General features: G+C 71.9%; 13 protein-coding genes. 9 read left to right on the top strand and 4 right to left on the bottom strand.

Going from position 1 to position 21,516, the window contains the following annotated elements; translation table 11 throughout:
- The first annotated feature begins 31 nt into the window (after nucleotides 1-31).
- Both PV682_RS10615 and PV682_RS10610 read left to right on the top strand, forming a co-directional pair.
- Nucleotides 32-1,213 carry an MFS transporter gene (locus PV682_RS10615; RefSeq protein ID WP_319726554.1) on the top strand — a complete coding sequence of 394 codons (1,182 nt, stop codon included), beginning with the start codon at nucleotides 32-34 and terminating at the stop codon, nucleotides 1,211-1,213.
- An 8-nt stretch (nucleotides 1,214-1,221) separates the two neighbouring features.
- Complete coding sequence (locus tag PV682_RS10610; RefSeq protein ID WP_319726551.1) at nucleotides 1,222-2,214, top strand: helix-turn-helix domain-containing protein; 993 nt, start codon at nucleotides 1,222-1,224, stop codon at nucleotides 2,212-2,214.
- A 223-nt stretch (nucleotides 2,215-2,437) separates the two neighbouring features.
- Here PV682_RS10610 and PV682_RS10605 read toward each other — a convergent pair whose 3' ends face one another.
- Nucleotides 2,438-7,549 carry a family 43 glycosylhydrolase gene (locus PV682_RS10605; RefSeq protein ID WP_319726548.1) on the bottom strand — a complete coding sequence of 1,704 codons (5,112 nt, stop codon included), beginning with the start codon at nucleotides 7,547-7,549 and terminating at the stop codon, nucleotides 2,438-2,440.
- Nucleotides 7,550-7,778: 229 nt separating this feature from the next.
- Between PV682_RS10605 and PV682_RS10600 the strand changes: the two genes are divergently transcribed.
- Both PV682_RS10600 and PV682_RS10595 read left to right on the top strand, forming a co-directional pair.
- Entirely contained in the window at nucleotides 7,779-8,588 is an 810-nt protein-coding gene (locus tag PV682_RS10600) for a PP2C family protein-serine/threonine phosphatase (protein ID WP_407705638.1), read from the top strand.
- Nucleotides 8,589-8,639: 51 nt separating this feature from the next.
- The gene (locus tag PV682_RS10595) at nucleotides 8,640-9,629 is read left to right on the top strand and encodes an MASE1 domain-containing protein (protein ID WP_319726542.1); all 990 of its coding nucleotides are present in this window, start codon (nucleotides 8,640-8,642) and stop codon (nucleotides 9,627-9,629) included.
- Here the strand turns inward: PV682_RS10595 and PV682_RS10590 are convergent.
- Nucleotides 9,602-10,249: an HAD family hydrolase gene (locus tag PV682_RS10590; RefSeq protein WP_319726539.1), complete on the bottom strand. Its 648-nt coding sequence runs from the start codon at nucleotides 10,247-10,249 to the stop codon at nucleotides 9,602-9,604. The genes PV682_RS10595 and PV682_RS10590 overlap by 28 nt on opposite strands.
- A 20-nt stretch (nucleotides 10,250-10,269) precedes the next feature.
- Nucleotides 10,270-11,883, bottom strand: a complete 1,614-nt coding sequence (locus tag PV682_RS10585) for a serine/threonine-protein kinase (protein WP_319726537.1) — start codon at nucleotides 11,881-11,883, stop codon at nucleotides 10,270-10,272.
- A 139-nt stretch (nucleotides 11,884-12,022) separates the two neighbouring features.
- On the opposite strand from PV682_RS10585, the gene PV682_RS10580 reads away from it, so the two are divergent.
- The 5 genes from PV682_RS10580 (at nucleotide 12,023) to PV682_RS10560 (ending at nucleotide 19,415) form a co-directional block, all read left to right on the top strand.
- Entirely contained in the window at nucleotides 12,023-15,397 is a 3,375-nt protein-coding gene (locus PV682_RS10580; protein WP_319726534.1) for a pyruvate carboxylase, read from the top strand.
- Between the two features lie 123 nt (nucleotides 15,398-15,520).
- Nucleotides 15,521-17,161 (top strand): phosphoglucomutase (alpha-D-glucose-1,6-bisphosphate-dependent), encoded by a 1,641-nt coding sequence (pgm, locus tag PV682_RS10575; protein WP_319726531.1) that lies wholly within the window; start codon nucleotides 15,521-15,523, stop codon nucleotides 17,159-17,161.
- A gap of 182 nt (nucleotides 17,162-17,343) precedes the next feature.
- Nucleotides 17,344-18,585 carry a cation:proton antiporter gene (locus PV682_RS10570; protein WP_319726528.1) on the top strand — a complete coding sequence of 414 codons (1,242 nt, stop codon included), beginning with the start codon at nucleotides 17,344-17,346 and terminating at the stop codon, nucleotides 18,583-18,585.
- 48 nt (nucleotides 18,586-18,633) lie between these two features.
- The gene (locus tag PV682_RS10565; RefSeq protein ID WP_319726526.1) at nucleotides 18,634-18,912 is read left to right on the top strand and encodes a DUF3040 domain-containing protein; all 279 of its coding nucleotides are present in this window, start codon (nucleotides 18,634-18,636) and stop codon (nucleotides 18,910-18,912) included.
- A gap of 26 nt (nucleotides 18,913-18,938) precedes the next feature.
- Nucleotides 18,939-19,415: a hypothetical protein gene (locus PV682_RS10560; RefSeq protein ID WP_319726524.1), complete on the top strand. Its 477-nt coding sequence runs from the start codon at nucleotides 18,939-18,941 to the stop codon at nucleotides 19,413-19,415.
- Nucleotides 19,416-19,452: 37 nt separating this feature from the next.
- On the opposite strand, the gene PV682_RS10555 is transcribed toward PV682_RS10560, so the two are convergent.
- On the bottom strand, nucleotides 19,453-21,489 hold the full coding sequence (locus PV682_RS10555) for a glycoside hydrolase (RefSeq protein ID WP_319726522.1): 2,037 nt from the start codon (nucleotides 21,487-21,489) through the stop codon (nucleotides 19,453-19,455).
- Nucleotides 21,490-21,516 lie beyond the last annotated feature (27 nt).

Here is a 21,516-nt window from a genome sequence, read left to right as displayed (position 1 = left end):
GGATGCTGGGTTACTTCGTAACGTCAGGTGGATGAGAAGACGTTACCCCCTGTCCCGTTACCTCCTGGGCGCGGGCGCCGCCCGTACCGGCGACGAGATGTCCGCCCCGGCCCTGCTCCTCACCGGCACGGCGCTCGCCGGTTCCGGACCGCCCCTGCTGGCCGCGCTCACCGCGTCGGCGGCCCTCGGCGGCCCGGTCCTGGGCACCCTCCTCGACCGCACCCCCCACCCCGGCCGCCTCCTCGGCGGAGCACTGGCGGCGTACGCGACGACCCTCCTCCTGGTGTGGTGGTCCCTGGGCACCCTCCCGCTCCCGGCCACCCTCTCCCTCGCCCTGACGGCCGGCCTCTTCGCCCCGTCCCTCGCGGCGGGCTGGACCTCCCAACTCCCGCGCGTCACCGCCCCCGAACACCTCCCCCGCGCCGGCGCACTGGACGCCGCGTCGTACGAGTTCGCGGCACTGGCGGGCCCCGCGCTCGCCGGGGGAGCGGCCCTGGCGGCGGGCCCGGAGGCGGCACTGCTGACGTCCGTGGCCCTGGTCACGTGCGCGCTCCCGGCGGCGTGGAGCCTGCCGGGGAGGGCGACGGGGGCTTCGGGGGAGCGGGTGACGAGGGCTCGCGGGATCGCGGGGGAGGTGCGGGACGGGTTCGCCGCCCTCCTCCGTATCCGCCCCCTCGCCCGGGCCACCCTCACCTCCACCCTCTCGCACGCCGGGCTCGGCGCCTTCACGGCCGTCACCCCCGTCCTCGGTGTCCGGGCCTTCGGCGCCGAGAGCGCGGGGGCCTTCCTGCTCGCCGCCCTCGCGTTCGCGTCGCTCGTCGCGAGCCTCGCGCTGGCCCGCCGCCCCGATGTGCTCGGTCCCGACGCCGTCCTCCTCGCGAGCACCCTCGTTCTCGGGGCCGCCTTCCTCGCCGCGCCGGCCGCCCCGCTCGCCGCGTCCTTCCTCGCCGGGCTCGGTGCCGGGCCCCAGCTCGTCGCCCTCTTCGCGATCCGGCACCGGGAAGCGCCCGAGCGGCTGCGGGGGCAGATCTTCAGTACCGGGGCGAGCCTGAAGATCAGCGGGTACGCGGCCGGCGCGGGAGCCGCGGCCGTCTGCCCGCCCGGCGGGGCGCTGCCGGCCGCCGCCGGGTGCCAGGCCCTCGCCGCGGCCGGATTCCTGCTGCTCTCCCGTACCGGAGATCGGCCGAAAACCGTTGCCGGTACGTGTGGTTGACTACGCGGATGCTCCACGAATCGGTGCTGAGAACGAAGGAACTGCCTGCCGCCGATCGGTTCGAGGCATGGACGGAACGGCTGGGCCGTACGCACGCTCCGATGCGGCTGCTCAGCGACCGCGCGCACGACTACCACGGGGTCCAGCGCCTCATCCCGCTCGGCGAGGTGACGATCTGGCCGGCCTCCTTCGACCACCTCGTCTTCCAGCGGACCCCGCGTCTGGTGCGGCAGTCGGACCCGGAGGTGTACCACCTGTCGTTGCTGCTGCGCGGGGAGGGCGCGGCGGACTGGGGTGGCCGACAGGCGGCGTACCGGGTGAAGGATCTGCACGTCAGCCACTCGTCGAGGGCGTTCGAGGTGGCGACGGGCCCCGACCCGGTGTCGATCGTCGGCGTGGAGATACCCCGCAGCGCGGTGGTCCTGCCGGGCCGCTGCGCGCAGGACCGGGTGCTCGGCAGGGTCGACGGCAAGACCGGGCTCGGCGCGCTGCTCACCCAGTTCCTGATGCAGCTCGCCGACGACACGGCGCCGTATCACCCGTCGGACGCGGCACGCCTCGGCACGGTCGTCATCGACCTGGTGACCGCCCTGTTCGCGCACCTCCTGGACGCCGAGCGGGCGATGACCCCGGAGACGAGGGCGCGTGCACTGACGCTGCGGATCAAGGAGTTCGTCCGCCGCAACCTGGCCGATCCGGACCTCAGCCCCGCGACGATCGCCGCCGCGCACCACGTCTCCCGCAGCTACCTGTACCGCCTCTTCCAGGCCGAGGGCCTCACGGTCTCGGCCTACCTGCGCGAGCAGCGCCTGAAGAACGCGCACCGCGACCTCACGGACCCGGCGCTGCACGCCCTGCCCATCCACGCGGTCGCCGCACGCTGGGGCTTCCCGCGCGCCGCCGAGTTCACGCGCGCGTTCCGCTCCGCGTACGGCGACACGCCGAGCGAGGTGCGGGCCCGGGCGGCCCGCGGGGGATTGTCGCGCACCGGGGCCCCGTAGGCGGGGCGGTGGACGCAGTGCGTCAGGTCCGTGGACGGTGCGCCAACGACACGCGCCCGGCCCATGGACCATGCTGGTGATCATCGCGCAGGGCACACACGTCCCGAGGCCGGTCCAGGATCACTGGGGAGTCCTGGCACGCACCCGGGCGCCCTGAAAAGAGGCGGGCCCGTACCGAAGGGGTGGAGCCCCCCGGGCACGGGCCCGCCTCACGCGTGCGGCCTCAGCGGCCCACGGTGATCACTCCTCCCGCCATGCTGCCGCCGTCGTACACGACCTTGCCCGTCGACTTCTGCCAGACCTTGATCCGGAAGGTGTCGGGGGAGTCGGTGGCGGTGATCCGGAAGGCGTACCCGGACGCCTTGTTCACCGTGCCGGTGCCCTGGTAGACGGCCTGCCTGCCGGTGACGACCAGCCAGTCCGAGCCGGTGCCGCGCAGCGACACGCCGGGCGCGGTGAACGTGACCCGCCCGGTCGGGACGGTCGCCTTCGTGCCGTACGCGGCGGCGAAGGAGAACGCCCCCCGGCCCTTGGGCGACAGCAGCAGGCCCGCGCCGGACGCCTTGCCCGCCCGGTCGTACACGACCAGCTCGGGCAGGGTCGTCGTGGCGGTCCCGCCGTCGTCGTCCTTGACCGTGACCACGGGACGGCGGATACCGGCCTTGGTGTAGCGGTGCTCCGCCCTGCACACGGGACCGGTGTACGGCTTGCTGCCGTCGGCCCAGTCGATCGTGCAGGTGTGGGTGTCACGGGCGCCCGCGTCGGTGAACGAGGCGGTCACAGACGCCGGTCGACCGATGGCCACCGGCGCCGGGCCGGACGCCTTGGTGATGACCGGCGCCGCGTTCGCGACCGTCACCGTCACCGTGTCGCGGCTGCCGCCGCCCGCGATGGCCAGCTGGAACGTGCCGTTGTCCGCGCACGTCACCGTCGTGGCCGCCTTCGCCGGGTCCGCGACCTTGCACGGCGCGCCGCCCGCCACGGACCACTTCGCGCCCGGCGCGCCGGAGGCCGTACCGCGCAGGGCGATCGGCGCGCCCTCGGTGCCGGAGACGTCCGGGCCGGCGTGCACGACGGTCACCGGGTCGATGCTCGACAGGGTCGGCACGACCTTCTTGATCAGGCCGTCCGCGCCGAACTCCATCTTGTCGATGGTGGTTTCGCGGTGGGTGCCGTCACCGCCGGGGATCGCGAAGCGGTGGTAGGCGATGTACCAGTCGTCGGAGTTCGGGACCTGGACGACCGAGTGGTGGCCGGGCCCCTTGATGCCGAGGGACAGGTCCTTCTCCAGGATCACGCCCCGCTTGGTCCACGGACCGGTCGGGGAGGGCCCGGTGGCGTACGCGACACGGTAGTTGACGTCCCGCGTGTCGTTCTCCGACCACATGAAGTAGTACGTGCCCTTGCGCTTCACGACGAACGTGCCCTCGTTGTAGCCGCTCGGCGTCATGTCCTTGAACGTCGACATGTCCAGGGACGTCATGTCCGCGTTGAGCTTGGCGACGTACGCGTGGCCGTTGCCCCAGTAGAGGTAGTTCGTCCCGTCGTCGTCCGTGAACGTCGCCGGGTCGATCATCTGGCCCGGCGCCTGGCCCGCCTTGAGGAGCGGCTTGCCGAGGGCGTCCTTGAACGGGCCGGTCGGGGAGTCGGAGACGGCGACGCCGATGTTCGCGTCGGCGCAGAAGTAGAAGTAGTACTTGCCGTCCTTCTCGGCGATCGTCGGCGCCCACGCCCTGCTGTCGGCCCAGGAGACGTCCGGACCGAGGTCCAGGATCACGCCGTGGTCCGTCCAGTGGACGAGGTCCTTCGACGAGTACGCCTTGAACTGCGTACCGCTCCAGCCCTCGAAGCCGTCCGTCGTCGGATAGATGTAGAAGGTGTCGCCGAAGCGGACGATGTTCGGGTCGGCGTTGAGACCGGGCAGCACCGGGCTCTTCATCACGACCGCCGACACGGTCCAGGTGCGCTTCTTGCCGTCACCGCCGGTCACTTGGTACGTCACCGGCTTGCTGAAGTCCTGGACGCTGCCCGAGGCGGGGCTGATCGCCGCGCCGTGCGCGATCGTGAACTCCGGTGCCAGGCGCCGCAGATCGGTGCCCGGCTTCACCGGCAGGGTGACCTTGCCGTCGGAGACGATCGCGTCCGTCTTCAGCTGCGGCAGCGTGACACGGGCGATACCCGTCGTGTTGCCGCTGATCTCCATCACCTCGGCGGCGCTCAACGCCCGCCCGTAGATACGGAAGTCGTCGACCTCACCGGCGAACGCCGGGTCCGCCGCGTACAGCGACTTGCCGATGTAGCCCGAGTAGTCCTTGGCCGCGTCGTACAGCTCCGACGGCTTGATGCCGGTCGTCGTGCGGGCCACCTCGACACCGTCGGCGTACAGGACCATCGTCCCGGTCGCCCCGTCCAGCGTGACCGTGACGTGCTGCCACTGGCCCGCCGTGAGCGCCGAGTTGCCCGTCAGCTTCGACTCCGCCCCCCAACTCGCCTTGGTGATGGCCGAGTAGAGGGTCGAGCCACCGTTGGAGGGCGTGGCGAACAGGTACTTGTCGCTGTCCGGACCGAGCCCGAAGAGCCACTGGAAGCCGGCGCCGCCCTGCCACTTCGCGTACGTCGAGACGGTGACCGAACCCGCGTCCTTGAGAACGCCGTTCGGGATCTTGACGTACGAGCCGCCGGACAGCTTCACCGAGCCGCCCTGCACACCCGTGCCGAAGCCCGGGGAGCCCACGTACGTGCCGTGGTTGCCGTGGCCGCTGGAGTCGACGGCGATGTCGCCCTTGGTCTCGTCGAACTTGTAGTGGACCAGGAGGTCCGCCGGGACGTCCGGGCCCTCGGCCGAGACGGTCACCGTCGCCTTGAGCGAAGTGCCGTCCGCCAGCTTGCCGTTGACCTCGAAGGTGCCGGGCTTCGCGTACGCGTCCGCCGGGACCGCGTCCCACGTGACCGCGACCGGGCGGTCCACGCCGTCGGCGTACCGGGCGATGACCGTCGCCGGGAGCACCGGAGCCTGGCCGGTCCTCGTCTTCACGGTGACGTCCTGGACGCTCTCCACCGCCTGGTCGGGCTGGTAGGCGCGCAGGAGGCGGTCGTACTCGGCCTTCGTCACCGGCAGGACCGTGCCGTGCCGGGGGCGGGCCGGGAGTTCGTAGTTCGCGGACGGGGTCCACACGCCCTTGTCGAGGTCGGTCGTCTCGAACGGGATGTAGCCACGGCCGCCGAACTCGTCGAGGAACGCGTACCACTTGTCCTCGGTGTTCGACTTGAACACCAGCGGGCCCTCGGCCGCGCTCATCGTGCCCTTGCCGATGCCCTCGGCGACCGGCGTCCACGAGGTGTTGAGCAGCGAGTCGCTCTTCTCCTCGAAGATGAACTTGCTGTTCGGCGTCGACGAGGTGTTGTTCCGCTCGTCCTTCGAGAGGCGGTAGTACGTGTCGTCGTGCTTGATGACCGTCGAGTCGATGACCGAGTAGCCCCGGTCCACCCACACCTTCGGCTCGCTGAACGTGTAGAAGTCACGCGTCGTCGCGTACATCATGCGGTTGTACGTGTCGCCGGAGTGCGCCTCGTTGTCGTACAGCTTCGACGCCCAGAAGACGACGTACTCGCCGAGCCTGGAGTCGTAATAGGCCTCGGGGGCCCAGGTGTTGCCCGCGCTGTCCGGGGAGACCCGCACCAGGCGCTGGTTCGTCCAGTGCGTCAGGTCGGTGGACTCCCACACCATGATGGACTTGCTGCCGGTGCGCTGCGAGGCGTCCCAGTCGCCGTTGCCGTAGATCCTGAGGTCGGTGGCGATCTGGTAGAACTTGTCGCCCTCGGGGGAGCGGATGATGAACGGGTCGCGCAGGCCCCGCTCGCCGAGCGTCGACGTCAGGACCGGGCGGCCGTTGTTCAACTCCCGCCAGTGCAGCGGGTCGTTGCCCTTGCTCAGGCCGAAGTACAGCTGCTCGCCGTCCGAGGTGCCCTCGCCGGTGAAGTAGCTGAAGAGGTAGCCCTCCGGCTTCTGCGCTGCCGGGAGTTCGGGGACCTTCGCGGTCAGGACGCGCGTCGTGCTCTGCGAGCCCTTCGTCACCGTCGCCGTCAGGGCGGCGGTCGTCGCGCCCTCGCCGTGCGCCGGGCGGTGGACGACGCCGTCCGCCGAGACCGTGTCCGGGTTCGCCGACGTCCAGGTCACCGCCGTGCCGAACGCGCCGGTCGACGGGAGGGTCAGGTTGCCGCGGGCGTCGTCCAGGTTGTGGACGGTCAGGGAGTCGGCGGCCTGCCGGACCGCCGTCGCGTCGTCGAACGTGGGCAGGACCGTCACCTCGAAGGACTTCGTGTCGTTCACCGCGCCCTTGCGGAGCGTCGCCGTCAGCGTGGCGTGGCCGCTCGGCTCACCGGCCGCCGGGCGCGTGACCTTGCCGGCCGCCGAGACGACGTCCGGGGCATCGCTGGCCCACGTGATGTTCGAGCCGCCCGCCGGGCCCGACTTCGGGAGCGTCAGGTCCGCCGTCACCGCGCTCGTGTCGCCCAGCGTCAGCGCCGCCTTGTCCGCCGCGACGCCCTGTGTGGCGACCGGCAGCGACAGGGTCTCCACCTCGGTGCCGGTCAGCGCGCGGTCGTACACGCGGAAGTCGCGGATCGTGCCCTGGAACAGCTTGTCGCCGGGGTACACCGACTTGCCGAGGTAGTTCGCGGTCGTCGCGCCGCCCCCGATCGAGCCCGGGGTCAGCGTCACCGAGGTGTTGCGGCCCACCTCGGCGCCGTCCTCGTACAGGATGCCCGTCGTGCCCGACTGGGTGTACGTCAGGTGCTTCCAGACGCCCCTGGCCAGGTTGTGGCCGTCGTCCGCCCTGGTGTTCTGCTCCGTGGACCAGTTGCCCGACGCGATCGAGGTGCGCAGGGCGTTGCCGGTCGTGAAGAGGTAGCCGTTGCCCGCGGTGCCGCTCGTGTTGCCGAAGCCGTACAGGAAGTACGGGGCCTGCTGGGCCGGGTCCATCTTCACGTCGAAGGAGACGCTGATCGCGTCCATGCCCTTCATGACGTCGTCCGGGAGCTTGACGTAGGTGTCCGAGCCGTTGAACGTCAGGCCGTCCGACCAGGAGCCCGTGCCGTTCAGGACGCCGTCGCGGCCGTGGCCCGAGGCGTCCGGGACGGTGGCGGTGCCCGAGGAGGCGTCGAGCTTGTACCAGAGGGCGAGGCCGTCGGTCAGGGTGTCGGCGTCCGCGGCCTGCGCGGAGACTGCCGGGGCGAGCCCGATGACCAGCGAGGCGGCGGTCAGACCGGCGAGCCGGGCCGCCAGACGTCTCGCGCGGCCTTTCCGGGCGCCCGGGGGTGCGTTGTGCTGCGGCATGTTCTTGATTCCCTGTCGGAAGACACGAGGACACGAAGGGACTGGGGGAGGGCGTGACAGGACCGCACGGCCTTTCGTCTGGAAGACCGTGCGGTTACAGCTGTGTGACGTCGTGTTGCGAGAGTGTCGGACGGGGTGTGGAGGCGCGTCAAGAGGTCTCGAACAATGTCCGACATACCGAACAGAGGGTGCGGGTGCGGAGGGCCGGTTCCTTTTGGAAGATTCTCGTGTGACGAGCGACGACGGCGATGAGCTGCTGCTGCGGTTGCGGTCGCTCACCGCCCAGGCGCGGGAGCGGGCCGAGGTGCAGCGGTCCCAGGTGGAGCTGGCCATCGCCTTGCAGCGCGGGATGCTGCCGAGGGACCTGCCGTGTCCGCCCCGGGTGCGGCTGGCCGTGCGGTACGAGCCCGCTTGTTACGGGCTCAACGTGGGCGGGGACTGGTACGACGCCTTCTCGCTGCCCGGCGGGCGGCTCGCCCTGTCCATCGGGGATGTGCAGGGGCACAACATCGAGGCCGCCGCGTTCATGGGGCAGGTCCGGGTGGGGCTGCGGGCGCTCACGTCCGTGACCAGCGACCCCGGCGAACTGCTCGCCCGGACCAACGACCTGCTGTTCTCCCTCGGCAGCGACCTCTTCGCGACCTGCACGTTCCTGCGGCTCGACCCGGTCACCGGGGTGCTGGAGAGCGCCCGTGCCGGGCACACGCCGTTCGTCTGGGCCACCGCCGACGGGCGGTCCGGCATCGCCGACGACGAGCCCGGGCCACCGCTCGGGATCCAGCCCGGAGCCCGGTACCCCGTCTCCCGGCACCACCTGACCAGCGGCGGGGTCTTCGTGCTGCTCACGGACGGCGTCGTGGAGGGGCCCGCGATGCCGCTGGACGAGGGGCTCTCCCAGGTCGTGAAGCTGGCCGGGATCGCGGCTGTCGCGGGGCTCGGCACGGAGTCGCTGGCGGCGGCGGTGATCGAGGGGGCCACCCGGGTGGGGCACGAGGACGACGCCGCCGTGCTGGTGGTGGGGTACGACGAACCGGGGTAGGGGCGGGGAGTGGCCGCTCTCGTCTGGCCGTCCCCGTGGTCACGGTGTCTGATGGATCATGTGGTGGACACCTGGAACCCGCGCCGAGCGGCGGTCCTCGTCGCGCAGACGCTCGCCGTGGCCGCCTCCTACTACGGCGCCGGGCGGCTCGGGCTGCTGCGCAGGCTGACCGTCGAGGGCACGGTGTTCACGCCGGTGTGGCCGCCCACCGGCGTCGCGCTGACCTGGCTGCTGGTCATCGGCGTGCGGGCGTGGGCCGGGATCGCGCTCGGGTGCCTGTTCGTGATCCTGCACCTCACCTCGGGCGAGATGCACCCGCCGATGATCGCCAACCTCGCGGGCAACGTCGCCGCCCCCGTCTGCGCCTGCCTCCTCCTGCGCCGCGTCGGCTTCCGTACCGACCTCAGCCGGCTGCGCGACGGCGTCGCCCTCGTCTTCCTCGGCGCCCTCACGGCGATGCTGATCAGCTCGACGACCGGCGTCGGGGTGGCCGTCCTCACCGGCGACCTCCCCGAGGACAGCTTCTGGCCGGTGTGGGTCGCGTGGTGGGTCGGCGACGCGATGGGCGTGCTGATCGTGACGCCGCTGCTGCTGCTGGCGTACCGGGCACGGGGCCTGCCGGGCACGGCCCGCTGGAAGGAGGCGACGGCCCTGGCGGTGACCGCCTGCTGCGTCGTACCCGTCGCCACGAACAACCACATCAACATGCTGTTCCTCAGCTACCCGGTGCTGATCTGGGCGGCCCTGCGGTTCGAGCTGCCCGGCAGCATGCCGTGCGCGCTGCTCGCGTCCGTCCTCGCGACGGTCGCCGCGACCGACCGGGCCGGGCCCTTCGCGGGGCTCACGCACGTCGAGGTCATGCTGAAACTCCAGGCGTTCAACGGGGCCACCGCCCTCACCGCGCTCCTGCTGTCCGCCGTGATCACCGAACAGCGCAACACCCGCCGCTCGGTGGAACGCGCCTGCGAGGAACTCGCCGAGGTCCTGGAACACCTCACCGCCGCCGACCGCGCCTACCCGCCCGACCGCTCCAGCAGATGACCGACGGCCTCCACGACGTCCGCGACGCCGTGATGCGGTACGTCGAGGCCGTCCGGCCAGGCCCGGCCCCGCACCCAGATCGCCCGCAGCCCCGCCCCCGCCGCCCCCGCGATGTCCTTGACCGGGTCGTCCCCCGTCATCCAGTCCCCGGCCGTCAGCTGCGTCCCGCACCGCGCCGCCGCCAGCTCGAACAGGCGGGCGTCCGGTTTCCGTACGTCGATGTCGCCGGACGCGGCGATGCCGTCCACCAGGTCCGCGAGGCCCGCCGAGCGGATCTTCGCGCGCTGGAGGTCGGACGAGCCGTTCGTCACGACGCCCACGCTCCAGCCGTGCTCCCTCAGCCGGCCGAGGCTCTCCAGCACGTCCGGGCGGCACACCACCGACGCGGCCATCCGGTCCACGTACACGCGCCACAGGTGCTCCGGCGACTCCGCGACGCCGAACGCCTCCGGCAGCCGGCCGAGGACGTCCCGGCCACCGTTCTCGGCGAGCTCGGCCAGCAACCACTCCCCGACCGCCGGGTCGTACCCGTGGTCCCGGCACAGGCCGGCGACGGTGGCGGAGAGAGCGGCGGCACGGTCGACGAGGGTGCCGTCGAGATCGAAGAGGGCGAGACGCATGGAGTGACCTTAACCGCAGGTCACTTGGGTGCGGGATAGACCTTGGTGATCTTGCCCCGGGAGTCCGCCTCCAGGTATCCCGAGCTGCCGTACTCGTCGGTGAGGTACACGTTGAGGGTGACCGGGATGTCGAACACGACTTTTCTGGGGGGACTCACCAGGAGGTAGCGGGTCTCGGGGTCGGGGACGTTCAGCCGCTTGGCGGCTTCGGCGAGCAGCGCCGGCACCTTGTCCCACGCGAACCCGTCGACGGTGAAGGGCCTGGAGCCGGGGAAGATGCTCTTCTTGACGATGCCCTCCCGCGCCCCCTCGCCCGGACGGTACGTGTACGACTCGGTGCTGGTGTCGCTGCCGTCCACCATCACGTCCGCCGAGACGTAGTCCTCGTACACCGACAGCGCTCCGAACCGCTTGCGCCCGGTCTTCTCCTCGATCGCCGCGATCGCCGTCCGGATGCCGTCCGGCGTCAGCAGACCTGTACCGCTCTTGGCGGTGGTCTCGTCCGGCGACCCGCTCCCCGTGCTGCCCGAAGGCGACCCTGACGGCACCGAACTCCCCGACGAAACCGGCGACTTGGCCGGTCCCGCCGCGCCGCTCGCGCCCCCGGGCAGGAGGTTCCAGCCCAGCACGCCCACCAGGGCGACCCCCAGCCCCGGCAGCACCACGGCCGGCCATCTTCGCCGCCGCGCGGGGGTGTCCGCGACGGTCGGCGTCGTGGTGCGAATCTGCGGCTCCGCCGGAGGCTCGGGCGCCTGCAACGGGTACGACGTCGTCGCGCCCCGCCCCGCCGTACCGCCCTCCACCACCTCCGTCAGCAGCCGCTCCACCGTCTGGGCGCCGGGGCGTGCCGCCGGGTCGCGGTCGAGGAGGCGGGTGAGGACGTCCGCGAGGGGGCCCGCGTGCTGCGGTGGGGGTATGTCCTCGCTGAGGACGGCCGCGAGGGTGGCCAGCGTCGTGCCTCTGCGCAGCGGGTGGCGGCCCTCGACCGCCGTGTACAGCATCATGCCGAGGGACCACAGGTCGGAGGAGGGGCCGCCGGACTGTCCGGAGACGCGCTCGGGGGCCATGTAGTCCGGTGTGCCGATGATCGAGCCCGTCGCGGTGAGGGCCGTCGCCTCGCGGATCGCGGCGATGCCGAAGTCGGTGAGGACGGGGCGGCCGTCGGGGCGCATCAGGACGTTCGCGGGTTTGACGTCCCGGTGCTGGATGCCCGCGTCGTGCGCGGCGCGCAGCGCGGACAGGACGCCGAGGCCGATCCGGGCGGCCTCGACCGGGCCCATCGGCCCCTGCGCGAGCCGGTCCGCGAACGAGCCGCCGGGCACCAGCTCCATGACGATCCACGGGTAGGTGCCGTCACCCTCGTCCACGATGTGGTGGATCGTGACGACCCCGGGATGGTCCAGCCGGGCCAGCGCCCGCGCCTCGCGCAGCACCCGCTGCCGCAGCTGGTGCGCGGCCGGTGGGTCGTACTCGGCGAGGTCGGGGTCCGGCGGCCGGACCTCCTTCACGGCCACGCTCCGGCGCAGCACGAGGTCCGTGGCCCGCCACACCATTCCCATGCCGCCCCCGCCGAGCCGCGCCTCCAACTGGAAGCGCCCGTCGACGACCCGCCTGCGGCTGTCCGCGTCGTTCATGCGCGGAGCATAGTTCGGCCCACCGACACCGCCGATCGTGTGCTCGCTCCCCGGACGGCCGACAAGGTGGCCCGGGTCACATGGACCTCCGACCCCGGCGCCGACACCATGGGTGCCGACGGCGGCGAAGGGATTCGGCATGTTCCGCAAGGTGCTGGTGGCCAACCGAGGCGAGATCGCGATCAGGGCGTTCCGCGCCGGGTACGAGCTGGGAGCCCGTACGGTCGCCGTGTTCCCGCACGAGGACCGGAACTCGCTGCACCGCCTGAAGGCCGACGAGGCGTACGAGATCGGTGAGCCCGGGCATCCGGTGCGCGCGTACCTGTCGGTCGAGGAGATCGTCGCCGCCGCCCGGCGCGCGGGGGCCGACGCGGTGTATCCGGGGTACGGCTTCCTCTCCGAGAACCCGGAGCTGGCCCGCGCCTGCGAGGAGGCCGGGATCACCTTCGTCGGCCCGGACGCCCGCACGCTGGAACTCACCGGCAACAAGGCGAGCGCGGTCGCGGCGGCCCGCGCGGCCGGCGTCCCCGTGCTGGGCTCGTCCGCGCCCTCCAACGACGTCGGCGAACTCGTGGCCGCCGCCGAGGAGATCGGCTTCCCGGTGTTCGTGAAGGCGGTCGCGGGCGGCGGCGGGCGCGGTATGCGGCGCGTCGAGGACCCGGCCGCCCTGCGGGAGTCCATCGAGGCCGCGTCCCGCGAGGCGGCGTCCGCGTTCGGTGACCCGACGGTCTTCCTGGAGAAGGCGGTCGTCGACCCCCGGCACATCGAGGTGCAGATCCTCGCGGACGGCCACGGGAACGTCATCCACCTCTACGAGCGCGACTGTTCGGTCCAGCGGCGCCACCAGAAGGTCATCGAGCTGGCCCCCGCGCCCGACCTGGACCCGGCGCTGCGGGACCGGATCTGCGCGGACGCCGTCCGGTTCGCCCGCGAGATCGGCTACCGCAACGCGGGCACCGTCGAGTTCCTCCTCGACCGGGACGGCAACCACGTCTTCATCGAGATGAACCCGCGCATCCAGGTCGAGCACACGGTCACCGAGGAGGTCACCGACGTCGACCTCGTCCAGGCACAGCTCCGCATCGCCTCGGGCGAGTCGCTCGCGGACCTCGGGCTGTCCCAGGAGACGGTGAAGCTGCACGGCGCGGCCCTCCAGTGCCGGATCACCACCGAGGACCCCGCCAACGGCTTCCGCCCCGACACCGGCCGGATCAGCGCGTACCGTTCACCGGGTGGTTCAGGCATCCGGCTCGACGGCGGAACGACCCACGCGGGTACGGAGATCAGCGCGCACTTCGACTCGATGCTGGTCAAACTCACCTGCCGGGGCCGGGACTTCAGGTCCGCGATCGGCCGGGCCCGGCGTGCGGTCGCGGAGTTCCGCATCCGGGGCGTCGCGACCAACATCCCGTTCCTGCAAGCCGTGCTGGACGACGCCGACTTCCAGGCGGGCCGCGTCACCACGTCGTTCATCGAGCAGCGCCCCCACCTGCTGACGGCACGCACCTCCGCCGACCGGGGCACGAAGCTCCTCACCTACCTCGCCGACGTCACGGTGAACAAGCCGCACGGCGAACGCCCCGACCTCCTCGACCCGTTGGCGAAGCTGCCGGGCACGCCCGCCACGGAACCCCCGGCCGGTTCCCGCCAGCGCCTGATCGAGCTGGGCCCCGAGGGCTTCGCCTCCTGGATGCGCGAGACTCCCCGGCTCGGCGTCACCGACACGACGTTCAGGGACGCCCACCAGTCCCTGCTGGCAACCCGCGTCCGCACCAAGGACCTGCTCGCCTCCGCCCCGCTCGTCGCCCGCACCCTCCCCGACCTGCTCTCCCTGGAGTGCTGGGGCGGCGCGACCTACGACGTGGCCCTGCGCTTCCTCGCCGAGGACCCCTGGGAGCGGCTCGCCGCGCTGCGCGAGGCCGTACCCAACATCTGCCTCCAGATGCTGCTGCGCGGACGCAACACCGTCGGCTACACGCCGTACCCGACCGAGGTGACCGACGCGTTCGTGCAGGAGGCGGCGGCCACCGGGATCGACATCTTCCGGATCTTCGACGCGCTCAACGACGTCGGCCAGATGCGGCCCGCGATCGACGCCGTACGGCAGACGGGTACGGCGGTCGCCGAGGTCGCGCTCTGCTACACCGCCGACCTGTCCGACCCCGGGGAGCGGCTCTACACGCTCGACTACTACCTGCGGCTCGCGGAGAAGATCGTCGCCGCCGGGGCGCACGTCCTCGCCGTCAAGGACATGGCCGGCCTGCTGCGGGCGCCGGCCGCCGCGACCCTCGTGACCGCGCTGCGCCGGGAGTTCGGGCTGCCGGTGCACCTGCACACGCACGACACGGCGGGCGGTCAGCTCGCGACGTACCTCGCGGCGATCGGGGCCGGGGTCGACGCGGTCGACGGGGCCGTGGCGTCCATGGCGGGGACCACCTCGCAGCCGTCGCTGTCCGCGATCGTCGCCGCGACCGACCACTCCGAGCGCACGACGGGGCTCGACCTCCAGGCCGTCGGGGACCTGGAGCCGTACTGGGAGAGCGTGCGGCGGGTCTACGCGCCGTTCGAGGCGGGGCTCGCGTCGCCCACCGGGCGCGTCTACCACCACGAGATCCCCGGCGGCCAGCTCTCCAACCTCCGTACCCAGGCGGTGGCGCTGGGGCTCGGGGACCGGTTCGAGGACATCGAGTCCATGTACGCCGCCGCCGACCGCATCCTCGGGCGGCTCGTCAAGGTCACACCCTCCTCGAAGGTCGTCGGGGATCTCGCCCTGCACCTCGTCGGGGCCGGCGTCGCGCCCGAGGACTTCGAGGAGACGCCGGACCGGTTCGACATCCCGGACTCCGTGATCGGGTTCCTGCGCGGCGAGCTGGGCACGCCGCCCGGGGGCTGGCCGGAGCCGTTCCGCACCCGCGCCCTCCAGGGGCGGCCCGCCGCGAAGCCCGTCCAGGAGCTGACCACAGAGGACCGCGAGGGCCTGGAGAAGCACCGCCGGACCACCCTCAACCGGCTCCTGTTCCCCGGCCCGACCCGCGACTTCGAGACCCACCGGCAGGCGTACGGCGACACCAGCGTCCTCGACAGCAAGGACTTCTTCTACGGGCTGCGCCCGGGCCAGGAGTACGCCGTCGACCTGGAGCCCGGCGTGCGGCTCCTGATCGAGCTCCAGGCGATCGGCGAGGCCGACGAGCGCGGGATGCGGACGGTGATGGCCGGCCTCAACGGGCAGCTCCGCCCGATCCAGGTCCGCGACCGGGCCGCCGCGTCCGACATCCCGGCCACGGAGAAGGCCGACCGGTCCGACGCCGGGCACGTCGCGGCGCCGTTCGCGGGCGTGGTGACCCTCGCCGTCGCCGAAGGGGACGAGGTGGCCGCCGGGGCGACCGTCGCGACCATCGAGGCGATGAAGATGGAGGCGACGATCACCGCACCGGGCGCGGGCCGCGTGACCCGGCTCGCCATCAACCGCATCCAGCAGGTGGAGGGCGGCGACCTGCTGGTGGAGGTGCGCTGAACGCCGGTCGGGCTCAGGGCGGTGACAGGATGCTGACAGTTCTGCCCCTGGGTTCCCCGTTACCTTCCTGACGAGGGAAGATGACCTTCACCAGGGAACGAACCGATGCGGAGGAACCCACCCATGCGGCACGAGCGAGCGGGCCGGCCGGCCGGAGCCGAGGACCTTGTCGACGTGGCCCGGCTGGTCACCGCGTACTACGCGCTGCACCCGGACCCGGCGGAGATCGGCCAGCGCGTCGCCTTCGGCACCTCGGGGCACCGGGGCTCCGCGCTGAACACGGCGTTCAACGAGGACCACATCGCCGCCACCAGCCAGGCGATCTGCGAGTACCGCGCCGCGCAGGGCACCGACGGACCGCTGTTCCTCGGCGCCGACACCCACGCCCTCTCCGAACCGGCCCAGGTCACCGCCCTGGAGGTGTTCGCCGCGAACGGCGTCACCACCCTGATCGACAGCGCCGGCGGCTACACCCCGACCCCGGCGGTCTCGCACGCGATCCTCGCGTACAACAAGGGCCGCACGACCGGCCTCGCGGACGGCGTCGTCGTCACCCCCTCGCACAACCCGCCCGCCGACGGCGGCTTCAAGTACAACCCCCCGTCCGGCGGCCCCGCCGCCTCCGACGCCACCTCCTGGATCCAGGACCGCGCCAACCAGATCATCGCGGCCGGCCTGAAGGACGTCCGCCGCGTCCCGTACACGCGGGCGCTGACCGCCGGGACGACCGGGCGGTACGACTTCCTGGGCACGTACGTCGCCGACCTGCCGAACGTCCTCGACCTGGACGCGATCCGCTCGGCCGGCGTCCGTATCGGTGCCGACCCGCTCGGCGGCGCCTCCGTCGCCTACTGGGGACGCATCGCCGAGGAGCACCGCCTCGACCTGACCGTCGTCAACCCGCACACCGACCCCACCTGGCGGTTCATGACGCTGGACTGGGACGGCCAGATCCGCATGGACTGCTCCTCCCCGGACGCGATGGCCTCCCTCATCGCGCAGCGCGACCGCTTCGACATCTCCACCGGCAACGACGCGGACTCCGACCGGCACGGCATCGTCACCCCCGACGCCGGGCTGATGAACCCCAACCACTACCTCGCCGTCGCCATCGACTACCTCTACCGGCACCGCGCGGGCTGGCCCGCCGACGCCGGGATCGGCAAGACCCTCGTCTCCTCGTCGATGATCGACCGCGTCGCCGCCGGCCTCGGCCGCACCCTCGTCGAAGTCCCCGTCGGCTTCAAGTGGTTCGTCGACGGCCTGGTCGGCGGGGACCTCGGCTTCGGCGGCGAGGAGTCGGCGGGCGCGTCCTTCCTGCGCCGGGACGGCTCCGTGTGGACCACCGACAAGGACGGCATCATCCTGGCGCTGCTCGCCTCCGAGATCACCGCCGTCACCGGGAAGACGCCCTCGCAGCTGTACGCCGGGCTCACCGAGACGTTCGGTGCCCCCTCCTACGCCCGCATCGACGCGCCCGCCTCCCGGGAGGAGAAGGCGCTCCTCGCGAAGCTGTCGCCGGCCCAGGTGACCGCGCGCACGCTCGCCGGGGAGGACGTCACGGGCGTGCTCACCGAGGCGCCCGGGAACGGGGCCGCGCTCGGCGGGATCAAGGTGACGACCGCCAACTCCTGGTTCGCCGCCCGCCCTTCGGGCACCGAGGACGTGTACAAGATCTACGCCGAGTCCTTCAACGGGCCCGAGCACCTCGCCCGCGTGCAGGAGGAGGCCCGCACCGTCGTGCTGGACGCGCTGGGCGGCTAGCCCGCCGAATGGGTGTCGTCCCCGATACCGGGGACCGCCTCCGGAATGACAGGGTGGCTTTCAGGCCCGGGTTGACCGGACCCGGGTCGTCCACCCTTGTCGTTCGTTCCAGGAGGACAGCCCCATCCACTCCCCACGCGCAGTACGACCCCGCCCCGACGCCCGCCGGCGGGAGGTGACCCATGGGACACGCTGACTCGCTGCTGGCCCTCGGCGGAGCCTTCCTCGCCGCCGCCGTCCTCGCCCGGCTCGGCAACAGGTTCGGGCTCCCCACCATCCCCCTGTTCACCCTCGCCGGAATCCTGCTCGGCCCCCACACGCCGGGGCTCGTGCTGGTGCGGGACGCGCACGACTTCGAGATGCTCTCCGCGCTCGGGCTCGTGCTGCTGCTCTTCTACCTCGGCCTCGAATTCCACGTCGACGACCTGAAGAACGGCGGCAGGCGCCTCCTCCTCGCGGGCGGCAGCTACCTCGTCCTGAACGTCGGCGCGGGACTCGCCTTCGGGTTCGGCCTCGGGTGGGGCGCGCGGGAGGCGCTGGTCCTCGCGGGGGTCCTCGGCATCTCGTCGTCCGCGATCGTCACGAAGATCCTCATCGACCTCGGCCGCATCGGCCGCCCCGGCACAAAGATCGTCCTCGGGGTCATCGTCGTCGAGGACATCTTCCTCGCGCTCTACCTCGCCGTCCTGCAACCCGTCATCAGCGGCGCCGAGGGCGGCCTGGAGATCGCCTGGCAGGTCGCCAAGGCGTTCGGGTTCCTGCTGCTGCTCGCCACCGCAGCGCGCTACGGGACACGCCTGGTCGCCCGGCTCATCCACGTCCGCGACGACGAACTCCTCGTCATCAGCTTCCTCGGGGCCGCCGTCTTCGTCGCGGGCGTCTCCGAGTACCTCGGGGTCGCCGACGCGATCGGCGCGTTCATGGTCGGCCTCATCTTCGGCGCCACCCCGTCCGGGCCGCGCATCCGCAGGCTCGTGCACCCGCTGCGGGACGCCTTCGCCGCGATCTTCTTCTTCGCCTTCGGACTCGCCATCGACCCGGGGGACTTCGCCGCCGTCGCCGTACCCGTCGTGATCGCCGTCGTGCTGACACTCGCGATGAACGTCGCCGCCGGGCTCGTCGTGGCACGGCTGTACGGGTACGCGGCGCGCGAGGCGACGCTGATCGCGACGACGCTGCTGGCGCGCGGCGAGTTCGCGCTGATCCTCGCCGCCATGGCCGCGAACGCCGGACTCGACAGCCGGCTCGCGCCGTTCATCGCCGGGTACGTCCTCGTCCTCGCCGTGCTCGGGCCGCTCGCGGCGGGGCGCGTGCACGCGGCGGACGACCGCGAGCCGAAGGGCCCGGCGACGACTGAGAAGCCCGCGGAAGCGGAAGAACTCACACGAGAGACGAGGGACCCCGTCACCGCCCCCGACCGGTAACGGCCCCTCGGAGGAAGGGCCCCCGCACGGGCCCGGACAGGAGGACCCGTGTCCGACGGCCACGACGACCGCCTGGAAGCCCTGGCGTCCGCCACCGAACGCGACGACGCCCGCTTCGCCCGAGCCCTCGCCGAGGGCCACCCGGAACGGCCCCGCGAGTACCGCAGAGGCCGCGCCTGGTGGGCCCTCGGCACGGCGGGCGCCCTCCTGTTCATCGGCATCGCGCTGCCGCACGGCCTGGTGCTGGCGACGGGCCTGGTGGCGGCGGGAATGGCGGCGACCCTGTTCGACCCGCACCGGCGGCACCCGGGGAGCGGACGCCGCTGAACACCCGTACCCGTACGTCCGTACCAGTGGGCGTACGCACCCCGTCCGACCCCGGAGCCGTCGCCGTGCCCCACACCGCCCGAGGCGTCGCCACAGGCGCCCTGCTGTTGCTGCTCACCGCTTGCGGGGGAGGGGACGGGAAGCCGGCGGCGAAGGCGTCTCAGCCGGCTGAGCCCGCCGCCGCGCAGGTCGTCGCGCCCGCGAAGGTCGAGATCATCGCCGGGATGACGGGGTGCACCGCCACCATCCGCATCCAGGCGGCGGAGTTGCGGGAGGGGAGCTGCCGGACCGGGCAGGGGGACTACATCATCACGACGTTCCCGAAGGAGTCCCTCAAGGACACCTGGCTCGACGCGGCGGCCATCTACGGCGGGACCTACATCGTGGGGCCGCAGTGGGCCGTCGGCGGGAAGGCCGAGGTGCTGAAGAGGCTTCAGCCCGAGATCGGCGGGGAGATTGTGCGGCTCACCGGGAGCGGGCCGAGCCCGGTACCCACCGCATGAGGAACGGGGCCCCTCCGGCGAGGAGCCCCGTACCGGGTCAGTTTACGCGGGCGACGCGCCAGCGCTGGTTCGCACCGGAGTTGCCGTACCAGGTGGTGACGGCGGCGCCCTCGTTGGTCGCCTGGCCGCCGACCTCCAGCAGGCGGCCCGTGGCGGCGTTCACCAGGGTCCAGGTGCCGTCGCCCGTGGTGGACAGGATCCACTCGGTCGCCGCGTCACGCGTACCCGTGTCCGGCTCGGCCACCGGCACGTCGTTACGGACGGCGAGCCGCTTGCCCTCCGCCGGGTTCGCGAAGACGTACCGCAGACGGTTGCCCGTCGTGCCGTACACCTGCTCCAGACGCCACTGCTGGGCGACCCCACCGTTCGCCGAGTTGATGGTCAGGCTGGTGCCGTTCGCGCCGAGGGTGACGGCCTTGTTGGACTGCACGCCGGTCAGCGTGTACGCCTTGCCCTTGCTGAACAGGCTCGCGTCCTTGGCGACACCGGAGACGCCCTTGACGGCGAACGAGGTCACCGACTGCGCGGGCACGGTGAACGACGCCTTGCCGTCGACGACCTTGACCGCGGCCTGCTTCACGAGCTTGCCGTCGGCGTCCGTGACGGTCGGGGTGACCGTCGCCTTCCGGTCGATCTTCCCGAACCGGGAGAGGTCTAGGACGACCGTGCGCGGCGCGGTGGTCGAGTTGACGTGGACCAGCGACGCGCCCTTGCCGTCCTTCGTGACCGCGGCGGCGCTGGACGTGTCGTCCACCTTGATCAGGCTGTCGCCGGGCTTGATGAAGTGCGTGAAGTTACGGGCCGTGTCGAACTTGGTGTTCGTGTAGATCGGGCACGACTTCAGCGTGTCCTTGGACGTGCAGCTGAACGGGAGCTGGATGGAACCCCAGTTGCCGCCCTTGGCGGACTCGCCGCCCGGCTTCATGTTGTCGTAGTCCTCGACCGGCTGCCAGAACACCCAGGCCTTGGGCTCCAGTTCGCGCAGGTCGTTGACGATCTGCTGGGCGAGGCCGAGACCCGGACGCATGTCCGTGAAGCTCTGCCCGTCGCCCCAGTCGCCCTCGACCTCGCTCATCCACAGCGGCTTGTCGGCCGCCTTGGCGAGGTCGCGCACGGTGGTGCGCTGGCCGGTGCCGTAGGTGTGGACGTTCATCTGGCCGACGAGGTCCTTGGACGCCTGCGAGTAGGAGTTCCAGTTCGTCGCGAACAGACCGGGGTTGGTCTCGTCCATCGCCGAGATCTCGGCGCCGACCTTGGCCTTCTTCAGCGCGGGGGCGAGCGCCGCGAGAACCTTCTCCTGCATGGCGGGCCCGATGTGCGCGCCCTCCTGACGGCCCCCGACCGGCTGGCCGTTCGCGTCGAGGCGGGTGCCCCAGTAGCCGGTGTTGGGCTCGTTGAACGGGTCGACCGTGTCGACCTTGATCCCGGAGGACTTCTCCAGACGCTTCGTCGCCCCCGCGAGGTAGGCGGCGAAGTCGTTCACCGAACTCTCCTTCAGCTGCTCGTCGTTGGCGTTGAAGCCGCCGGAGACGTAGCCGCTGACCGTCATGAACCACGGCGGGGAGTTGGAGAACGTCTCCCAGTGCGTGATGTCCTTCTTGATGCGGTCGACCCACCAGCGCTGGGTCGCGTCCGCCTTCGGGTTCCAGTCGGCCGGGTCGTCCGCGTTCCACCAGCTCGTGTCGGTACGGGTGGTGCCCGCCGGGGCCTTCCACCAGCCCTCGACGGCGCCGCCGGCCCTCAAGTAGTCCTTCACATCAGGGGCGTTGCCGCCGCCGATGTTGTAACGCGCGATGTTCAGCGCGAGCCCGTCGTCCCCGAACAGGAGCTTCGCGAGCTTCTCGCGGATCTCCTTCGGGTAGTCGCCGGTCGCGTTGGCGAACCACACCAGGCTGGTGCCCCAGCCCTCGAACTTGTCCTGCTTGTACGACGGGTCCGGCTGGACGGTCACGGTCGGGGTGACCGTGTCGGCCTGCGCGAGCGGCGCCGGGAACGTGAGCAGAGCCGCTCCCGTCGCCAGTGCGGTCATCGAGGCGGTTCCCAGGAACCGTCTGCTGCGGGTGAGTCGTGCCATCGTGTGCTCCCAGCTCTCATAGGTGGA

It is taken from the genome of Streptomyces niveiscabiei (genome assembly GCF_033794345.1).
In the GTDB taxonomy this organism is placed as follows: domain Bacteria; phylum Actinomycetota; class Actinomycetes; order Streptomycetales; family Streptomycetaceae; genus Streptomyces; species Streptomyces niveiscabiei.
This window is presented reverse-complemented; position numbering and strand designations above follow the sequence as displayed.

Coding starts and splice junctions, on each gene's coding strand:
- PV682_RS10615 (WP_319726554.1), top strand. CDS start 32: ATGAGAAGACGTTACCCCCTGTCCCGTTACCTCCTGGGCGCGGGCGCC.
- PV682_RS10610 (WP_319726551.1), top strand. CDS start 1,222: ATGCTCCACGAATCGGTGCTGAGAACGAAGGAACTGCCTGCCGCCGAT.
- PV682_RS10605 (WP_319726548.1), bottom strand. CDS start 7,549: ATGCCGCAGCACAACGCACCCCCGGGCGCCCGGAAAGGCCGCGCGAGA.
- PV682_RS10595 (WP_319726542.1), top strand. CDS start 8,640: ATGGATCATGTGGTGGACACCTGGAACCCGCGCCGAGCGGCGGTCCTC.
- PV682_RS10590 (WP_319726539.1), bottom strand. CDS start 10,249: ATGCGTCTCGCCCTCTTCGATCTCGACGGCACCCTCGTCGACCGTGCC.
- PV682_RS10585 (WP_319726537.1), bottom strand. CDS start 11,883: ATGAACGACGCGGACAGCCGCAGGCGGGTCGTCGACGGGCGCTTCCAG.
- PV682_RS10580 (WP_319726534.1), top strand. CDS start 12,023: ATGTTCCGCAAGGTGCTGGTGGCCAACCGAGGCGAGATCGCGATCAGG.
- pgm (WP_319726531.1), top strand. CDS start 15,521: ATGCGGCACGAGCGAGCGGGCCGGCCGGCCGGAGCCGAGGACCTTGTC.
- PV682_RS10570 (WP_319726528.1), top strand. CDS start 17,344: ATGGGACACGCTGACTCGCTGCTGGCCCTCGGCGGAGCCTTCCTCGCC.
- PV682_RS10555 (WP_319726522.1), bottom strand. CDS start 21,489: ATGGCACGACTCACCCGCAGCAGACGGTTCCTGGGAACCGCCTCGATG.